Here is a 17132-nt window from a genome sequence, read left to right as displayed (position 1 = left end):
ATGCAAAAGGGCGATCACCTCTTTCTCGTTGACGGCTCGGCTTATATTTTCCGGGCCTATCACGCACTTCCGCCGCTCACCCGCAAGTCCGACGGCTTGCCCGTCGGGGCGGTGTCGGGCTTCTGCAACATGCTGTGGAAGCTCGTGGAAGAGAGCAAGGACACCTCCGTCGGCGTGGCGCCGACGCATTTCGCAGTGATCTTCGATCATTCCTCGACGACGTTCCGCAACGCGCTCTTCGAAGGCTACAAGGCCAATCGCACCGCGCCGCCGGAAGATCTCGTCCCGCAATTCGCTCTGATCCGCGAAGCCGTCCGCGCTTTCGACCTGCCCTGCATCGAGAAGCAGGGCTTCGAGGCGGACGATCTGATCGCCACCTATACGCGCCTGGCGCTGGAAGCCGGCGGCGACGTGACCATCGTGTCGTCCGACAAGGACCTGATGCAGCTCGTCGGGCCCTGCGTCACCCTGTATGACCAGATGAAGGACAAGCGGCTCGGGCCCGCCGAGGTCTTCGAGAAGTTCGGCGTCTACCCCGAGAAGATGATCGACCTGCAGGCGCTGGTCGGCGATACGTCGGACAATGTGCCCGGCATTCCCGGGATCGGGCCCAAGACCGCCGCGCAGCTTCTCGACACGTTCGGCGATCTGGAAACGCTTCTGGCGCGCGCGGCCGAGATTCCGCAGGCCAAGCGGCGCGAAAACATCATCGCCTTCGCGGACCAGGCCCGCCTGTCGCGCACGCTCGTCACGCTGGATGTGAACACGCCGTTCGACGTGCCGCTCGACGCGCTTGCCATAGAGCACACGGATGGGGAGCGGCTAATCGCCTATCTGAAGGCGATGGAGTTCACCACGCTGACGCGACGCGTTTCCGCCAAGCTCGGCACGGAAGTGGCGGGCATCGAAGCGGCGCAGATCGATGTCGATGCGCCGGCCCGCGGCCCGGACCTTGACCCCACGGGAACCCCGGGCGGCGACAAGAGCGATGCGGACCTGCCCCTGACGCCGGCGGCCTTTGCCGCAGGCCGCATGGCGCAAATGGCCGATCGCCCCGTCGACCGCACCGCCTACACGACCATCCGCGACCAGGCGGGGCTCGAAGCCTTCATCGCCCGCGCCTATGAGACGGGCATCCTGTCCTTCGATGTCGAGACGACCGCGCTCGACGCCATGCATGCCGAAATTGTCGGCCTGGCCCTGGCCGTCAGCCCGGGCGAGGCTGCCTATGTGCCCCTGGCCCATGTGGCGGAGGGCGATGGCGATCTTCTCGGTGGCGGCCAGGGCGCGGATGGGGGCGTCGGGCCGCAACTTTCCGAGGCGCTGGCGCTCGATCTGCTGCGCCCGGTGCTGACCGATGGCGCTGTCCTGAAGATCGGGCAGAATTTCAAATACGACTATCTCGTCATGCTGCGGCGGGGCATCGCCATTGCGCCCTTCGACGATACGATGCTCATCTCCTATGCGCTGGACGCCTCGTCGTCGCTGGACGGGCATGGCATGGACGAGCTGTCGGAGCGGTTCCTGGGCCATAAGCCGATCAGCTACAAGGAGCTGTGCGGCAGCGGGCGCGGGGCGCGCGCCATCGCCGCCTGTCCGATCGACAAGGTGACCGAATATGCCGCCGAGGACGCCGATGTCACGCTGCGGCTCTGGGAGGTTCTGAAGCCGCGCCTTGTGGCCGATGGCCTGACCCATGTCTATGAGCGGCTGGAGCGGCCGCTCGTACCGGTGCTGGCGCGCATGGAAGAGCGCGGCATCAGGGTGGATCGGCAGATCCTGTCACGCCTGTCCGGCCGCTTCGCGCAGAAGGCCGCCTCGCTCGAGGCCGACATTCACGGCTTTGCCGGCGAAAGCTTCAATCCCGGATCGCCCAAGCAGCTCGGCGAAATCCTGTTCGGCAAGCTCGGCCTGCCCGGCGGCAAGCGCACGCGCACCGGCCAATGGTCGACCGATGCCCGCACGCTGGAGGATCTGGCCGCCGAGGGGCACGAACTGCCCCGCCGCATCGTGGAATGGCGCCAGCTCACCAAGCTGAAGGGCACCTATACGGATGCGCTTCCGGGCCATATGGATGCGCAGGGGCGCATCCATACCTCCTACTCCATGGCGTCCACCACGACGGGGCGCCTGTCCTCGTCCGAGCCGAACCTGCAGAACATTCCCGTGCGCACCGAGGAAGGCCGCGCCATCCGCACCGCCTTCATCGCCGCTCCGGGCATGACGCTCGTCTCGGCCGACTACAGTCAGATCGAGCTGCGGATTCTCGCGCATATGGCCGAGATTCCCCAGCTGTCGGAGGCGTTCAGGCAGGGGATCGACATCCACGCCATGACCGCGTCGGAAATGTTCAACACGCCGGTCGAGGGCATGGAGCCTTCGGTGCGCCGGCGGGCCAAGGCAATCAATTTCGGCATCATCTACGGCATATCGGCCTTCGGCCTGGCGGCGCAGCTCTCCATCCCGCGGGAGGAGGCCGCGCTCTATATCCGCCGCTACTTCGAGCGCTTCCCCGGCATCCGCGACTACATGGACGCCATGAAGGCCCAGGCCAAGGCGCAGGGCTATGTGGAAACGCTGTTCGGCCGGCGCGCGCATTACCCCGATATCCGCCACGCCAACCCGTCGGTGCGCGCCTTCAACGAGCGTGCCGCCATCAACGCGCCCATCCAGGGCACGGCGGCCGACATCATCCGCCGCGCCATGATCCGCATGGAGCCGGAACTGGCGGCAGCGGGCCTGTCGGCACGCATGCTGCTGCAGGTCCATGACGAACTCGTCTTCGAAGTGCCGGAGGACGAGGTGGAGCGCACCATCCCGCTGGTGCGCGAGGTGATGGAGCGCGCGGCCGAGCCGGTCATCCAGCTTTCGGTACCGCTGGTCGTCGATGCGCGCGCCGCCGCGAACTGGGAAGAGGCCCATTGATGCCACAGGACAATGCCACCGCACAGGCCGAAGCGCTTGCGGCCGACGACCGCCTGATCGTCGGCCTGGATGTGCCGGACCGGGCTGCCGCCGAGCGCATGATCGATCTTCTGGGCGACAGCGTGAGCTTCTACAAGATCGGCTTCCAGCTTGCTCTGGCCGGCGGCCTTCCGCTGGTCCAGGACCTGTCGCGGGCGGGCAAGAAGGTCTTTTTGGACATGAAGCTCCTCGATATCGCCAATACGGTGGAGAAGGGCGTCAACAGCGCGATCGGCCTCGGCGCATCGATGCTGACCGTCCATGCCTATCCGCAGGTGATGCGCGCCGCCGCCAAGGCATCGGCGGGCTCCGGCGTCACCATCCTGGCGGTGACGGTTCTGACGTCGATGAACCAGTCGGATCTGAACGAAGCGGGCTACGACGTGCCCTTGGCCGAGCTCGTCCGTCGGCGCGCCGCGCAGGCAAAGGCCTGCGGCGTCGGCGGTATCGTCGCCTCGGCGGCCGAAGCCGGCGCAATCCGGGCCACTGTGGGGCCGGACATGGCCATCGTAACACCGGGCATCCGCCCGGGCTTTGCGAGCGCGGACGATCAGAAGCGCATCGTCACGCCGGCCGATGCTCTGGCGGCCGGCGCCTCGCATCTGGTGGTGGCCCGCCCTATCCTGAATGCGCCGGACCCGCGCCGGGCGGCCGATCTGATCCGGGCCGAAATGTCCGGCATCCCCGCCCGCTAGACCCCTGCCGAAAGGAACGAAGAATGCCCAAGGCCTATTGGATCGCGCGTGTGGACGTGGCCGATCACGAGCGCTACCGCGATTATGTCAGCACGGCCGCGCCGGCGCTGGAACGGCATGGCGCGCGCTTCCTGGCGCGCGGCGGTCCCTTCCACGAGATGGAGGGCCCGGCGCGCAGCCGCAACGTGGTGATCGAGTTTCCGTCCATCGACGACGCGCTCGCCTGCTACAACAGCGCCGAATACCAGGCAGCCAAGGCGATCCGCCAGGACGTGTCGGAGGCCGAGATCGTCATCGTGGAGGGCGTGGAGGTCTGACGCCGCGCCGGCGCCGCCGCCCCTCGCCCACCTGTCGAAACTGGCAGCCGGATTGACCTTGGGCACCGGGAGGCCCATCCTCCTGCGGGACGATGCGGATGGCCCGGTCGAACAATAGCCTTCGCCGTCCGGCCGATCATGCGCGGAGTGCGGATCTTGTACCAGCTTTACGAATGGAATCACGCGATGCTGGCGCCGTTCCGCGCCATGGCGGATGCGACCAAGGCTTTTTACCAGAACCCGCTGAACCCCCTGTCGCGGACCAGCGCCGGCCGCACGGCGGCGGCCATGGCGGAACTCTTCGAACGTTCGACGCGGATCTACGCCAAGCCGGAGTTCAACCTCCACGAGACGGTGGTGGACGGGCAGCGCACGCCGGTCGTCGACAAGCCGGTCTGGCAGCGGCCCTTCTGCCGGCTCCTGCATTTCGAGCGCGCCCTGCCCCCCACCCGCAAGGCGGACCCGAAGATCCTGATCGTGGCGCCGATGTCCGGCCATTACGCCACGCTCCTGCGCGGAACCGTCGAAGCGCTCCTGCCCTATGCGGATGTCTATATCACCGACTGGACCGATGCGCGCACCGTGCCGCTGACGGATGGCGGCTTCGACCTCGACGACTATGTCGACCATGTGGTGGACATGATCCGGTTCCTCGGGCCCGATACGCATGTCGTGGCCGTCTGCCAGCCGGCGGTGCCCGTTCTGATGGCGGTGTCCCGCATGGCCGAGTGGGAAGACCCGGCGCGGCCGGCCTCCATGGTGCTGATGGGCGGGCCCATCGACACGCGCGTCAACCCGACGGGCGTCAACCGCCTGGCGCAAGAGCGCGGCATCGACTGGTTCCGCCAGAACGTCATCATGAAGGTGCCCTTCCCGCAGGCGGGCTTCATGCGGGACGTCTATCCGGGGTTTCTGCAACTGTCGGGCTTCATGTCCATGAATCTCGACCGGCACCTCATCGCCCATAAGGATTTCTTCTGGCACCTCGTCAAGGATGACGGCGACGGTGCCGAGCGGCACCGCATCTTCTACGATGAGTACCTGGCGGTGATGGACCTGACGGCCGAGTTCTACCTGCAGACGGTGGAAGAGGTGTTCATCCGCCATTCGCTGCCCAAAGGCGAAATCCTGCATCGGGGCGCGCGCGTCGATCCGTCCGCCATCCGTGATACCGCGCTCCTGACCATCGAGGGCGAGAATGACGATATTTCCGGCGTCGGGCAGACGGAGGCGGCCCATCGCCTCTGCTCCAACCTGCCGGATGATCGGCGCGCCCATTACGTGCAGCCGAAGGTCGGCCATTACGGCGTCTTCAACGGATCTCGGTTCCGTGCCGAAATCTGTCCGCGCATCGTCGATTTCGTGCTGACGCACGGCGCGGAGGGGCGGGCCGTGCAGGCGCGCCGGGCTGCCCAGGCAGCGGCGGATGCCGCGAGCGCCTCGCTGGATGGGTCGCAAGAGGCGCCACAGGATGTGCCGGCACCGGCCAAACCGGCCGGACGGCGCGTTGCACGGCGGGTCCCCGCGCCGGGTCCAATCACCGATTGAGGCGACATTCAGGCCAAGCCTCTGGCCTGCCAGCACAAATTCCGACGGCTGAAGATTGAACCGGGGTTGCGCCGTTCCCATCTCAAAGGCGGGGCGGCGCAGTCCGCCCGGGGCCGATCGCGCCGCGGCACAACCGCGCGCCTGGCCGTTTCGACCACGCACGGAAGCGCGGCCGGATCGTCCGGTTGTTGCTCCTGCCCTTTGATGGAGCTGTCCAATGACCTCGCAAGCCTTGATCCGCCCGGCATGGACCCCGGCAACGATTGCCTTGATGGTGCTCGGATTCATCGTCTACTGGCCGCTCGGCCTCGCCGTCCTGGCCTATATCCTGTGGGGCGACCGGCTCGAAGCCTTCCGCACGGATGTCAGCCGGTCCACCGACCGCGTGATGGGAAGCCTGCGCCGCAGCCGCGTCACGACGCCGTTTTCGGCGGAGCGGACGGGCAATGTCGCCTTCGACGACTGGCGTGAGGCGGAACTCACCCGCCTGGACGAGGAACGCCGCCGGCTCGATACGGCGCGCGCCGAATTCGAAGCCTATGCCCGCGAGTTGCGCCGGGCCAAGGACCAGGAAGAGTTCGACCGCTTCATGCGCGACCGCACGAGCCGCAACGCACCGGTGGTCGACGCCAACTGAAGACAGTCTGGCGCGCGTTCGGGCCACGGCCCGAAGGCACGCCTTGCCAAACGATCGGGCCGTGGCAAACATTGCCGCGGCCTTTTCTCTGTTCGATTCGGCCGCCCGACGGACCCTTGCTATCGATGACATCCTTCCTGCCGGCTTTCCTGACACGCGTGGTGCGCGCCCCTGCCGCCCGATCCGAGCGGATGCCGGACCGGATCGAGCTGGATGGCCGTTCCGTGCCGCTGGCCTTCCGGGAGCATCCGACGGCCAAGCGGCTGATCATGCGGCTGACGCCGGACGGGGGCGTCCTGGTGACCATGCCGCGGCGCACGCGGCGGGGCGTGGTGCTCGAATTCGTGGAGCGGCACCGCGCCTGGGCCAGCGCCCGCCTGGCCGAGCGGGACGTGGTTCCGGCCATCGGCGACGGGGCGACCCTCATGCTGCGCGGCAAGCCCCTCGCCCTGCGGCACCGGGCGGAATTGCGGGCGAGCCGCCTCGTGCACCAGGATGGCGGGGACGAGCTCCATATCGGCGGGCAGGCGCAGTTCATGGGCCGGCGCGTGAAGGATTTCCTCGTGCGCGAGGCGCGCCGCGATCTGGCCGTAGCGGTCGAGCGGCACGCGGAGCGCGTCGGGCTGCGGCCGCGCGCCATGGCCATCAAGGACACGTCGAGCCGCTGGGGTTCCTGCACGGCCGATCGGCGGCTGTCCTTTTCCTTCCGCATCGTCATGGCGCCGCCGGAGGTCCTGGACTATCTGGCCGCGCATGAAGTGGCGCATTTCGTGCACATGAACCATGGCGATGGCTTCTGGGCGCTGTGCCGGGAACTCTGCCCCGGCACGGAGCGCGGACGGCGCTGGCTGAAGCACCAGGGAACCGGCCTGCAGGCCATTCGATTTTGATCCGATCGGGTTTACCTGACGCCATTTGCGGGCGATAAGCGGGCAGACGACGAAAGGATGGGCGGTGCTGCGCCAGCCACATATCAAGATCTGCGGTCTGACATCGTTGGAGGCCGTCGAAGCGGTCCTCGCACGGGGTGGGCCGGAGGTCGGTTTCGTCCACTTCGCAAAAAGCCCGCGGCATCTTTCACTCGACCGCATGGCCGCCTTGCGCGCGGCGGTCGGATCGCGCGCCGGCGTGGCCGTCGTGACGGTCGATCCGGACGATGACCTTCTCGATGCCCTGGTCGCGACGGTGCGGCCCGACACGATCCAGCTCCACGGCCATGAAACGACCGATCGCGTGCGCGACGTGGCCGCCCGCACGGGCCTTGCCGTGATGAAGGCCGTTTCCATCCGCACCCATGACGACCTGGCGGCGATACCCGCCTACAGCGCCGTGGCGGACCGCCTTCTTCTGGACGCCAAGGCGCCCGAGGGAGCCGATCTTCCGGGCGGCAACGGACAGACCTTCGATTGGTCCCTCCTCAGCGGCTTTTCGCCGGACACGCCCTATATGCTGTCGGGAGGCCTGACGGCGGACAATGTCGGCCAGGCGATGGCACGGCTGCACCCTTACGGCCTCGACGTGTCCTCCGGTGTGGAATCGTCGCCAGGCGTCAAGGATATCGGCCGGATAGACGCCTTTTTCGACGCGGTCGCCGCCGCACCGCAACCCGAACGATCGAGCCCCGCACGATGAACGAGACCCCGCTCCCTAACTCCTTCCGCTCCGGACCGGACGCCGACGGGCGCTTCGGCATCTATGGCGGCCGTTTCGTCGCCGAAACGCTGATGCCGCTCATCCTGGAATTGCAGGATGCCTATGCCAAGGCGCAGGACGACCCCGCCTTCCAGGCAGAGCTGGACAATCTGTCCCGCCATTATGCGGGCCGGCCGTCCAAGCTGTATTTCGCCGAGGGGCTGACACGGCACCTTGGCGGCGCGCGCATCTTCCTGAAGCGCGAGGACCTGAACCACACGGGCAGCCACAAGATCAACAATTGCCTTGGCCAGATCCTCCTGGCCCGCCGCATGGGCAAGACGCGCATCATCGCGGAAACGGGCGCCGGCCAGCATGGCGTGGCCTCGGCCACCGTGGCGGCCCGCTTCGGCCTGCCCTGCGTCGTCTACATGGGCGCGACCGATGTGGAGCGCCAGGCGCCCAACGTCTTCCGCATGAAGCTCCTGGGCGCGGAGGTGAAGCCCGTCACCGCCGGCCACGGGACGCTCAAGGACGCCATGAACGAGGCGCTGCGCGACTGGGTGACCAATGTCCACGACACCTACTACCTGATCGGCACCGCAGCTGGCCCGCACCCCTATCCGGAAATGGTGCGTGACTTCCAGGCCGTGATCGGCGTGGAGGCCCGCGCCCAGATGCTGGAGCAGGAAGGGCGGCTGCCGGACGCCATCATCGCCGCGGTCGGCGGCGGCTCCAACGCGATCGGCCTGTTCCATCCCTTCCTGGACGATCCGGACGTGGCCATTTACGGCGTGGAAGCCGGTGGGCGGGGCTTGGAGGGCACCGAGCATTGCGCGTCCATGACGGCGGGCAGCCCGGGCGTTCTGCATGGCAACCGGACCTACCTTTTGCAGGACCGGGAGGGGCAGATCCTGGAAGGGCACTCCATCTCGGCCGGCCTCGACTATCCGGGCGTCGGTCCGGAACATTCCTGGCTGAAGGATTCCGGCCGCGTCAGCTATGTCCCGATCCTCGACAGCGAGGCGCTGGAGGCGTTCCAGCTCCTAACCCGCGTGGAAGGGATCATCCCCGCGCTGGAATCGGCCCATGCCATCGCGCAGGCCATGAAGATCGCGCCGGGCATGGGCCCGGACAAGACCATCATCGTCAACCTGTCGGGGCGGGGCGATAAAGACGTCCATACCGTCGGCAAGATGCTCGGCGTGGAGCTTTGAGTTTTCAAGATGACGCAGCGTATTGAAGCCCGTTTCGCACGCCTGAAGCAGGAGGGACGGGCCGGCCTGGTGACCTTCCTGATGGCAGGGGATCCGGACGGCGAAACCACCCTGTCCATCCTGCGCCGCCTGCCGCAGGCCGGCGCCGACCTGATCGAGATCGGCATGCCCTTCTCCGATCCGATGGCCGATGGGCCGGCCATCCAGAAGGCGGGCCTGCGCGCGCTGAAAGGCGGCGAGACGCTGGCGCATACGCTGCAGACGGTCCGGCGTTTCCGCGAGGGGGACCCGGATACGCCCATCATTCTGATGGGCTATTTCAACCCGATCTACATCCACGGCGTCGATCGCTTCGTGGCGGAGGCGCGGGAGGCCGGTGTCGACGGGCTGATCGTCGTGGACCTGCCGCCGGAAATGGATGACGAGCTCTGCCTGCCGGCCATGCAGGCGGGCATCAGCTTCATCCGGCTGGCAACGCCCACCACCGACGAGAAGCGCCTGCCGACCGTGCTGCGCAACACGAGCGGCTTTGTCTATTACGTGTCGATCACCGGTATCACCGGATCGGCGTCGCCCGACACGGGCGCCGTCGCCAAGGCGATCGGGCGCATCAAGGAGCATACGGAGCTGCCGGTGGCGGTCGGCTTCGGGGTGCGCAGCGCGGCCCAGGCGGAAGCGCTCGGCAAAGTGGCGGACGCCGTCGTCGTGGGCTCGGCACTGGTATCGGCCATTGAAAACACGATGCAGGCCGGCGGCGATAGCGCCGCGGCCGCCGAGGCGGTGCTCGACGTGGTGCGTGAGCTTTCCGCGGGCGTGCGCGCGGCACGGCTTGCCCCTGCCTGATTTTGCGTCGATATGACGGGCACTTGCATGAGCGGTCGAAACGAAGGGTTCCTCCCGTGAACTGGATCACCAATTACGTACGCCCCAAGCTGACGAGCCTTCTCGGCCCTCGGGAAGTGCCGGAGAACCTGTGGATCAAATGCCCGGAAACGGGCGAGATGGTGTTTCGCAAGGATCTGGAAGCCAATCAGTGGGTCGTGCCGACATCCGGCGTCCACATGAAGATCAGCGCGCGCGAGCGGCTGACCCACTTCTTCGACGATGGCGCCTACGAGACGATCGAGCTTCCCAAGGTCGTGGCCGATCCGCTCAAGTTCCGTGATTCCAAGCGCTATACGGACCGCATCAAGGAGTACCGGACCAAGACCGGGCTGGAAGACAGCGTGCTCGTCGCGACGGGCGCCATCGAGACGCTTCCCATCGTCGCCGCCGTTCAGGACTTCGCCTTCATGGGCGGCTCGCTCGGCATGGCCGCCGGCGAGGCGATCGTCACCGCCGCGCAGACGGCCGTGGCGCAGCACCGCCCGCTGGTGCTGTTCGCTGGATCGGGCGGGGCGCGCATGCAGGAGGGCATCCTGTCGCTTATGCAGCTGCCGCGCACCACCGTGGCGGTGGATATGGTCAAGGATGCGGGCCTGCCATACATCGTCGTCCTGACCAACCCGACAACCGGCGGCGTGACGGCCTCCTACGCCATGCTGGGGGATGTCCATATCGCCGAGCCGGGGGCGCTGATCGGCTTTGCCGGGGCCCGCGTGATCGAACAGACGATCCGCGAGAAGCTGCCCGAGGGCTTCCAGCGCTCCGAATATCTGATGGAACACGGCATGGTGGATATGGTCGTGCACCGGCACGAGCTGAAAGCGACCATCGCCCGCCTGTTGAAGATCCTGACGCATGCGCCGGCGGAGCCGCAGAACGACTCCCTCCCCGCCCCTGCCGAGGTCTGACGCGGCGCCCCTGACCGGACCGATGGATATGAACGCCCCCTCGCTGGCGGATGCCGAGATCGCCGCCCTGATGCTGCGCCATCCCAAGGGGTTCGATCTGTCGCTCGACCGGATCGCCCGCCTTCTGGACCAGCTCGGCAACCCACAGGACAGGCTGCCGCCGGTGATCCACGTGGCAGGCACCAACGGCAAGGGATCGACCATTGCCTTCTGCCGGGCGATGCTGGAGGCGGAGGGCCTGTCGGTCCACGTCCACACATCGCCGCACCTCGTCTCCTGGTCGGAGCGCTACCGGCTGGGGCGCCCGGGGGAGCCAGGACGCCTGGTGGACGACGCCGTGCTGGCTGACGCCATCCACCGTGTCGCCACCGTGAACGATGGAGCGCCCATCACCGTCTTCGAGATCCTGACGGCGGTGACCTTTCTCCTTTTCAGCGAGCATCCGGCCGACGCGGCGCTGATCGAGGTCGGGCTTGGCGGGCGGTTCGATGCGACGAATGTGATGAAGTCACCGGCGGCGACGCTCGTCTCCACCGTCTCGCTCGATCACCAGTCGTATCTCGGCGATCATGTCCATGAGATCGCGCGCGAAAAGGCCGGCATCTTCAAGCGCGGCGTGCCCGCCGTGATCGGCCAGCAGAGCGAGCAGGCCGCTTTGGACGTGCTCTGCGACAGGGCCGCGCGGGTCGGCGCACCGGCCACCGTCTACGGCCAGGACTTCCTGGCCTATGAGGAGCATGCCCGCCTTATCTATCAGGACGAGCAGGGCCTTCTGGACCTGCCGCTTCCCCGCCTGCCGGGCCGGCACCAGATATCCAATGCGGCGCTGGCCATTGCCGGCCTGCGCGCGGCGGGCCTTCCAGCCAGCGATGCGGCGATTTCCAGGGGCATGTCGCGCGCGGAATGGCCGGGCCGCCTGCAGCGCATCACCACCGGCCGGCTCTACGCCCTGACTGTCGAGGGCACGGAACTCTGGCTCGATGGCGGGCACAATCCCGGCGCCGGGACTGTCGTGGCAGAGGCCATCGCAGACATGGAGGACAGGGTGCAGCGCCCGCTCTTCCTGATTGCCGGCATGCTGAACACCAAGGATCCCGTGGGCTTCTTCGAGGCGTTCGCCGGCATGGCGCGCCGTGTCTTCACGGTTCCGATCCGCACCTCCGACGCCGGGATCGGCCCCGACGCGCTGGCCGACGCGGCGCTGGACGCCGGTCTGGAGGCCGAGCCCTGCGACAGCGTGGAAGAGGCGATCCGCCTGATCTCGACCGGCTGGCAGAGCCAGCCGGCGCCCCGGATCGTCATTTGCGGCTCGCTCTACCTGGCGGGCGACGTCCTCTCCGACAGCAGCCTGGCGCCGCGCTGACGGCCAGGCCCACGCGTCAGCTCACGGGCTGCAGGGCCGGCTCGGGCGTATAGACCCACACCCGGGCGGGTGGAATGTTGCTCCAGACCACATCCGACGCGCTGACGGTGAAGCGCCCCGGCACCGGCTCGATGGGCGCCTTCCACAAATAGGACAGCTGCGTCACGTTTCCGCCGGGGTTCAGCCGCCGGAAGTAGCGCTCCAGAAGGGCCCGGCGCTCGGCCTGCCGCAGATTGACGATGGGGATCGCCAGGAGGATGCAGGCAAAGCGTTCCTCGCCCTGGTCTGCCAGCGTGGCGTCGAGGTCGAAGCCATCGCCTTCGATCACGTTGACACGCGGATAGCGGGACTTCAGCGCGGATGCGAAATCATGGTCATACTCGATCGACACGATCCGCTCCGGTTCCACGCCGGCGCGCAGGAGGGCCCGTGTCACGGCGCCGAGGCCCGGCCCCAGCTCCAGGATGCGGCCCGTATTGCCGGTCGCGGACCGCGCCACCATCTCGTCGCAATAGGCGGTGGAGGACGCGGCGACCGCACCCATCTTCAACGGGTGGCGCAGCCACGTGCCGAGAAACCTGGCCCAGTCTCCGCGCTGTTCCTCGATATCGGTCCGGTCAACCCTGTGTTCACTCATGCCTTCGACGTCTCCCCTGTCCGCTCCACGGATACCGGATTGAATATGCGTTCAGGCTCCCGTAGCCGCACCGGCCGGGTCTGCACGCCTGTAGACAAGCACACGCGCGGGCGGCAGGTTTCTGGCCACCCAGCTTACCCCATCCAGCCGCGCGCCGATTCGTTCCGCCCGAACCGGCATGGTCAGAGCATAGGTGAACTGTATGAAGGGCGCTTGGCAGTCCAGAAGGGACAGGTAGCCGCCGAGCGCCGCCTCCCGCTCGCTTTCCGGGCGCGTCATCAGCGGCAGGCTGGACACGATGGCCGCGATGCGCCGGCCGCCGAGCGCGTCACGCAGTGCCCCGCCGGGATCGTAGGCATCGCCCTCGATCACCCGGGCGCCCGCATGGCGCTTGCGCAGGAGCGTGCAGAAGGCAGACGCGTATTCCAGAAGGACGAGATTGGCCTCCGGTATGCCATGGGCGAGGAGCGCCCGCGTGACGGCCCCCGTGCCCGGCCCCAGCTCCAGGACGGCGGCGCGCCCGTCACAGGCCTCCGCCAAAGGCACCTTCGCCGCCATGGCGGCGCACAAGCCGCGTGAGGATGGAAGGATGGCGCCGGTCATCAGCGGCTTGCGCAGCCAGCCGGCCAGAAATGTCGCCTCATCCCCCCTGCGTCGCCGCTCGGTCTGGGATGCGCTGTTCTTGGAATGCATCGGGACTCCGGTTCCGCTCGGGATCACGTGGCTGCGTGACGGGCGCGCATGAAGGGCGCTCCCGCTCCATCCCGTCCTGGCACAGTGGATGCCGCTGCGCCGGATGGATCCTGCCACCCGCCGCCGGCCATGTGCGCGAGACTAGCCGAACAGGCTGGCGACGGAAGCGAATTCTGCCGCCAAGCCCTTGAATGGGCGTTCAGTTTTCGCCCAGTCCGCCCAAAAACTCTTTCATGCGCGCGAAGAAGCCGGTCGATTGCGGCGAGTTCTCCTGCGAGGAGATCGTCTCGAATTCCTCCAGCAGTTCGCGCTGGCGGCGCGACAGGTTCTGCGGCGTTTCGATCGTGACCTGGATGAACATGTCGCCGACCTGGTTCGAGCGCAGCACCGGCATGCCCTTGCCGCGCACGCGGAACTGGGTCCCGGCTTGGGTGCCTTCCGGCACCTTCACGCGGTTCTGCGTTCCGTCGAGCGTGGTGACCTCGAAAGAGCCGCCGAGCGCCGCCGACACCATCGAAATCGGCACCTTGCAGTAAAGGTCGGCCCCTTCGCGCTGGAAGATCGGGTGGCTGCGGACCGACAGGAAGATGTAGAGATCGCCCGAGGGGCCACCGCGCAGGCCGGCCTCACCCTCGCCGGCCAGGCGGATGCGCGTGCCATCCTCGATCCCGGCGGGGATGTTGACCGAAAGGTTGCGCTCCTGCGGCAGACGCCCTGCCCCACCGCACTTGCCACAGGGATCGCTGATGATCTGCCCGTTGCCGTGGCAGGTCGGGCAGGTGCGCTCCACGGAGAAGAAACCCTGCGAGGCGCGGATGCGACCGTTGCCGCCACAAGTGGGACAGGTCCGGGGCGCGGTGCCCGGCTTGGCGCCGGAGCCCGTGCAGGCATCGCACTGAATGGTGGTCGGCACGCGGATCTCGGCCGTCTTGCCGTTGAAGGCTTCCTCCAGCGAGATTTCCATGTTGTAGCGCAGGTCCGAGCCGCGCTCCCGGCCGCTGGTGGAGCGTCCGCGCCGGGCGCCGCCATGCATCTGGCCGAATATATCGTCGAAGATGTCGGCCATGGAGGAGGAGAAGTCCCCCCTGAAGCCGCCGCCCCCGCCACCGCCATTCTGGAAGGCGGCATGGCCGAAACGGTCATAGGCGGCGCGCTTCTGCGGATCCTTGAGGACCTCGTAGGCTTCGCCGATTTCCTTGAACTTGAGTTCCGCTGCCGTATCGCCCGGGTTCTTGTCGGGGTGATACTTCATGGCGAGCTTGCGAAATGCCGACTTGAGCACCTTATCGTCGCAGGTCCTCTCGACCCCGAGCATTTCGTAGTAATCGACCTTCACGGACACTTGTGACCAACCTTAAGAATCTGTTGCCGGGAGCCGGTTCGAAAAGCAGCGGGACCGCCGCCGGCCTTCATTTAGGAATTGTTCCAACCGCTTACCACAGCCGCATGCGGCGGCGGGGCAACGCCCCATGAAGAAAAGGCTCCGGCTTTGACTGCCGGAGCCTCCCTTCGGTGTGCCGGAGCGTGGCGTCAGGCAGACTTCTTGCGATCGTCGTCCTTGACTTCCTCGTAGTCGGCATCGACCACGTCGTCCTTGTCGGCGCCGGTGGCGCCATGCGCCTCCGGACCTTCGCCACCGGCCGTGGCATCGGCCTGCTGGGCCTCGTACATGGCCTGGCCGAGCTTCATCGACACTTCCGCCAGCCGCTCGCTCTTGGCCGTGATGGCGCTCGCATCGGGCTCGCTCGCCTCGAGTTCGGACTTCAGGTCGGCGATCGCCGTCTCGATGGCGGTGCGGTCATCCTGCGAGACCTTGTCACCATAGTCCTTGAGGGACTTCTCGGCCGAGTGGACCAGGCTTTCGGCCTGGTTCTTGGCTTCGACAGCGGCGCGGCGCTTCTTGTCGGCGTCGGCATTGGCCTCGGCGTCCTTGACCATCTTCTCGATATCGGCGTCGCTGAGGCCGCCCGATGCCTGGATGGTGATGCGCTGCTCCTTGTTCGTGCCCTTGTCCTTGGCGGACACGTTCACGATGCCGTTGGCGTCGATGTCGAAGGTGACCTCGATCTGCGGCATGCCGCGCGGTGCGGGCGGAATGCCCTCCAGGTTGAAGCGGCCAAGCAGCTTGTTGTCGGCCGCCATCTCGCGCTCGCCCTGGTAGACCTGGATGGTCACGGCGTTCTGGTTGTCGTCGGCCGTCGAAAAGACCTGGCTCTTCTTGGTCGGGATCGTCGTGTTGCGGTCGATCAGGCGGGTGAAGACGCCACCCAGCGTCTCGATGCCCAGCGACAGCGGCGTGACGTCGAGCAGGAGGACATCCTTGACATCGCCCTGCAGAACGCCGGCCTGGATGGCCGCACCCATGGCGACGACCTCATCCGGGTTGACGCCCTTGTGCGGCTCCTTGCCGAAGAAGTTCTTCACGACTTCCTGGATCTTCGGCATGCGCGTCATGCCACCGACGAGCACGACCTCGTCGATGTCGGATGCGGACAGGCCGGCATCCTTGAGCGCCGCCTTGCAGGGCTCGACCGTCCGCTGGACGAGATCGTCCACCAGGCTTTCGAACTTGGAGCGCGTCAGCTTCAGCGTCAGGTGCTTGGGGCCGGAGGCGTCGGCGGTGATGAAGGGCAGGTTGATTTCCGTCTGCGCGGCAGAGGACAGCTCGATCTTCGCCTTTTCCGCAGCTTCCTTGAGGCGCTGCAGGGCCAGCTTGTCGTTCTTGAGGTCGATCCCCTGATCCTTCTTGAACTCGGTCGCCAGATAGTCGACCAGGCGCAGGTCGAAATCCTCACCGCCCAGGAAGGTGTCACCGTTGGTGGACTTCACCTCGAAGACGCCGTCGCCGATTTCCAGGATGGACACGTCGAACGTGCCGCCGCCCAGATCGTAGACCGCGATCGTCTTGCCGTCGTTCTTTTCGAGCCCGTAGGCCAGCGCGGCGGCCGTCGGCTCGTTGATGATGCGCAGAACGTCGAGGCCGGCGATCTTGCCGGCATCCTTGGTGGCCTGGCGCTGGGCGTCGTTGAAATAGGCCGGGACAGTGATGACCGCCTTCTCGACCTTCTCGCCGAGATAAGCCTCCGCCGTCTCCTTCATTTTCTGAAGGATCATCGCCGAGACCTGCGAGGGAGAATACTTCTGATCCAGCGCCTTGACCCAGGCGTCGCCATTGTCGGAGCGCACGATCTCGTAGGGTACGAGGCTGCGGTCCTTCTGCGTCAACGGATCGTCGAAGGTGCGGCCGATCAGACGCTTGATGGCAAAGAGCGTATTTTCAGGGTTGGTGACCGCCTGGCGCTTGGCCGGCTGCCCGACGAGGCGCTCGCCATCGTCCAGGAACGCAACGATCGACGGCGTCGTCCGCGCGCCTTCGGCGTTCTCGATGACTTTCGCGGTCTTGCCGTCCATGACGGCGACGCAGGAATTGGTGGTGCCGAGATCGATGCCGATCACCTTGGCCATGGGTGTCTCCTTCTAGAGCGAACCGCCCGGACCCTCGTCGAGGCGTTCCGTCAGGCGGGTCCTTGTGAGTTGTCCATACATGCTTCCCCGACCATCCGCGTGGCGGACGGTATCGGGGTTGCCAGCTATATATGAACGGGCGTTTGAGCGTGCAAGTCGGCGAGAGGCGCC

Annotated in this window: 15 protein-coding genes; 11 read left to right on the top strand and 4 right to left on the bottom strand. The window is 66.8% G+C overall.

Annotated features, from left to right (window positions below; genetic code table 11):
* From polA to AUL30_RS04715, 11 genes are all read left to right on the top strand, one after another.
* Positions 1-2925: a DNA polymerase I gene (polA, locus tag AUL30_RS04765; RefSeq protein WP_062226841.1), complete on the top strand. Its 2925-nt coding sequence runs from the start codon at positions 1-3 to the stop codon at positions 2923-2925.
* Positions 2925-3659, top strand: a complete 735-nt coding sequence (gene pyrF / locus AUL30_RS04760) for an orotidine-5'-phosphate decarboxylase (RefSeq protein ID WP_062226707.1) — start codon at positions 2925-2927, stop codon at positions 3657-3659. Before polA ends, pyrF begins: the two co-directional genes overlap by 1 nt.
* 23 nt (positions 3660-3682) lie before the next feature.
* The gene (locus tag AUL30_RS04755; protein ID WP_062226706.1) at positions 3683-3976 is read left to right on the top strand and encodes a DUF1330 domain-containing protein; all 294 of its coding nucleotides are present in this window, start codon (positions 3683-3685) and stop codon (positions 3974-3976) included.
* A 153-nt stretch (positions 3977-4129) separates the two neighbouring features.
* Positions 4130-5524, top strand: coding sequence for a polyhydroxyalkanoate depolymerase (locus tag AUL30_RS04750; protein ID WP_083507685.1), 1395 nt, complete (start codon positions 4130-4132; stop codon positions 5522-5524).
* Positions 5525-5741: 217 nt separating this feature from the next.
* Entirely contained in the window at positions 5742-6161 is a 420-nt protein-coding gene (locus tag AUL30_RS04745) for a DUF2852 domain-containing protein (protein ID WP_062226705.1), read from the top strand.
* 125 nt (positions 6162-6286) lie between these two features.
* Positions 6287-7051 carry a M48 family metallopeptidase gene (locus AUL30_RS04740; protein ID WP_244490713.1) on the top strand — a complete coding sequence of 255 codons (765 nt, stop codon included), beginning with the start codon at positions 6287-6289 and terminating at the stop codon, positions 7049-7051.
* Between the two features lie 67 nt (positions 7052-7118).
* Entirely contained in the window at positions 7119-7793 is a 675-nt protein-coding gene (locus AUL30_RS04735; RefSeq protein ID WP_062226839.1) for a phosphoribosylanthranilate isomerase, read from the top strand.
* The gene (gene trpB, locus AUL30_RS04730; protein WP_062226704.1) at positions 7790-9010 is read left to right on the top strand and encodes a tryptophan synthase subunit beta; all 1221 of its coding nucleotides are present in this window, start codon (positions 7790-7792) and stop codon (positions 9008-9010) included. Before AUL30_RS04735 ends, trpB begins: the two co-directional genes overlap by 4 nt.
* Before the next feature lie 9 nt (positions 9011-9019).
* Complete coding sequence (gene trpA, locus AUL30_RS04725; protein ID WP_062226703.1) at positions 9020-9853, top strand: tryptophan synthase subunit alpha; 834 nt, start codon at positions 9020-9022, stop codon at positions 9851-9853.
* Between the two features lie 56 nt (positions 9854-9909).
* Positions 9910-10803, top strand: coding sequence for an acetyl-CoA carboxylase, carboxyltransferase subunit beta (gene accD / locus AUL30_RS04720; RefSeq protein WP_062226702.1), 894 nt, complete (start codon positions 9910-9912; stop codon positions 10801-10803).
* A 28-nt stretch (positions 10804-10831) separates the two neighbouring features.
* Positions 10832-12166, top strand: coding sequence for a bifunctional folylpolyglutamate synthase/dihydrofolate synthase (locus AUL30_RS04715; RefSeq protein ID WP_083507684.1), 1335 nt, complete (start codon positions 10832-10834; stop codon positions 12164-12166).
* A gap of 16 nt (positions 12167-12182) precedes the next feature.
* Here AUL30_RS04715 and AUL30_RS04710 read toward each other — a convergent pair whose 3' ends face one another.
* The 4 genes from AUL30_RS04710 to dnaK form a co-directional block, all read right to left on the bottom strand.
* A complete protein-coding gene (locus AUL30_RS04710) occupies positions 12183-12803 on the bottom strand; it encodes a class I SAM-dependent methyltransferase (RefSeq protein WP_062226700.1) in 621 nt (206 codons plus the stop codon).
* Positions 12804-12854: 51 nt separating this feature from the next.
* Positions 12855-13496: a class I SAM-dependent methyltransferase gene (locus AUL30_RS04705; protein WP_062226699.1), complete on the bottom strand. Its 642-nt coding sequence runs from the start codon at positions 13494-13496 to the stop codon at positions 12855-12857.
* 199 nt (positions 13497-13695) lie between these two features.
* Complete coding sequence (dnaJ, locus tag AUL30_RS04700; protein WP_083507683.1) at positions 13696-14832, bottom strand: molecular chaperone DnaJ; 1137 nt, start codon at positions 14830-14832, stop codon at positions 13696-13698.
* Between the two features lie 194 nt (positions 14833-15026).
* A complete protein-coding gene (dnaK, locus tag AUL30_RS04695; protein ID WP_062226698.1) occupies positions 15027-16961 on the bottom strand; it encodes a molecular chaperone DnaK in 1935 nt (644 codons plus the stop codon).
* Positions 16962-17132: the final 171 nt, after the last annotated feature.

Origin of the sequence: Aureimonas frigidaquae, from assembly GCF_001463905.1 — a bacterium.
Lineage (GTDB): Bacteria > Pseudomonadota > Alphaproteobacteria > Rhizobiales > Rhizobiaceae > Aureimonas > Aureimonas frigidaquae.
The sequence above is the reverse complement of the archived record's forward strand: the minus strand, read 5'-3'. Positions and strand labels throughout refer to the sequence as shown.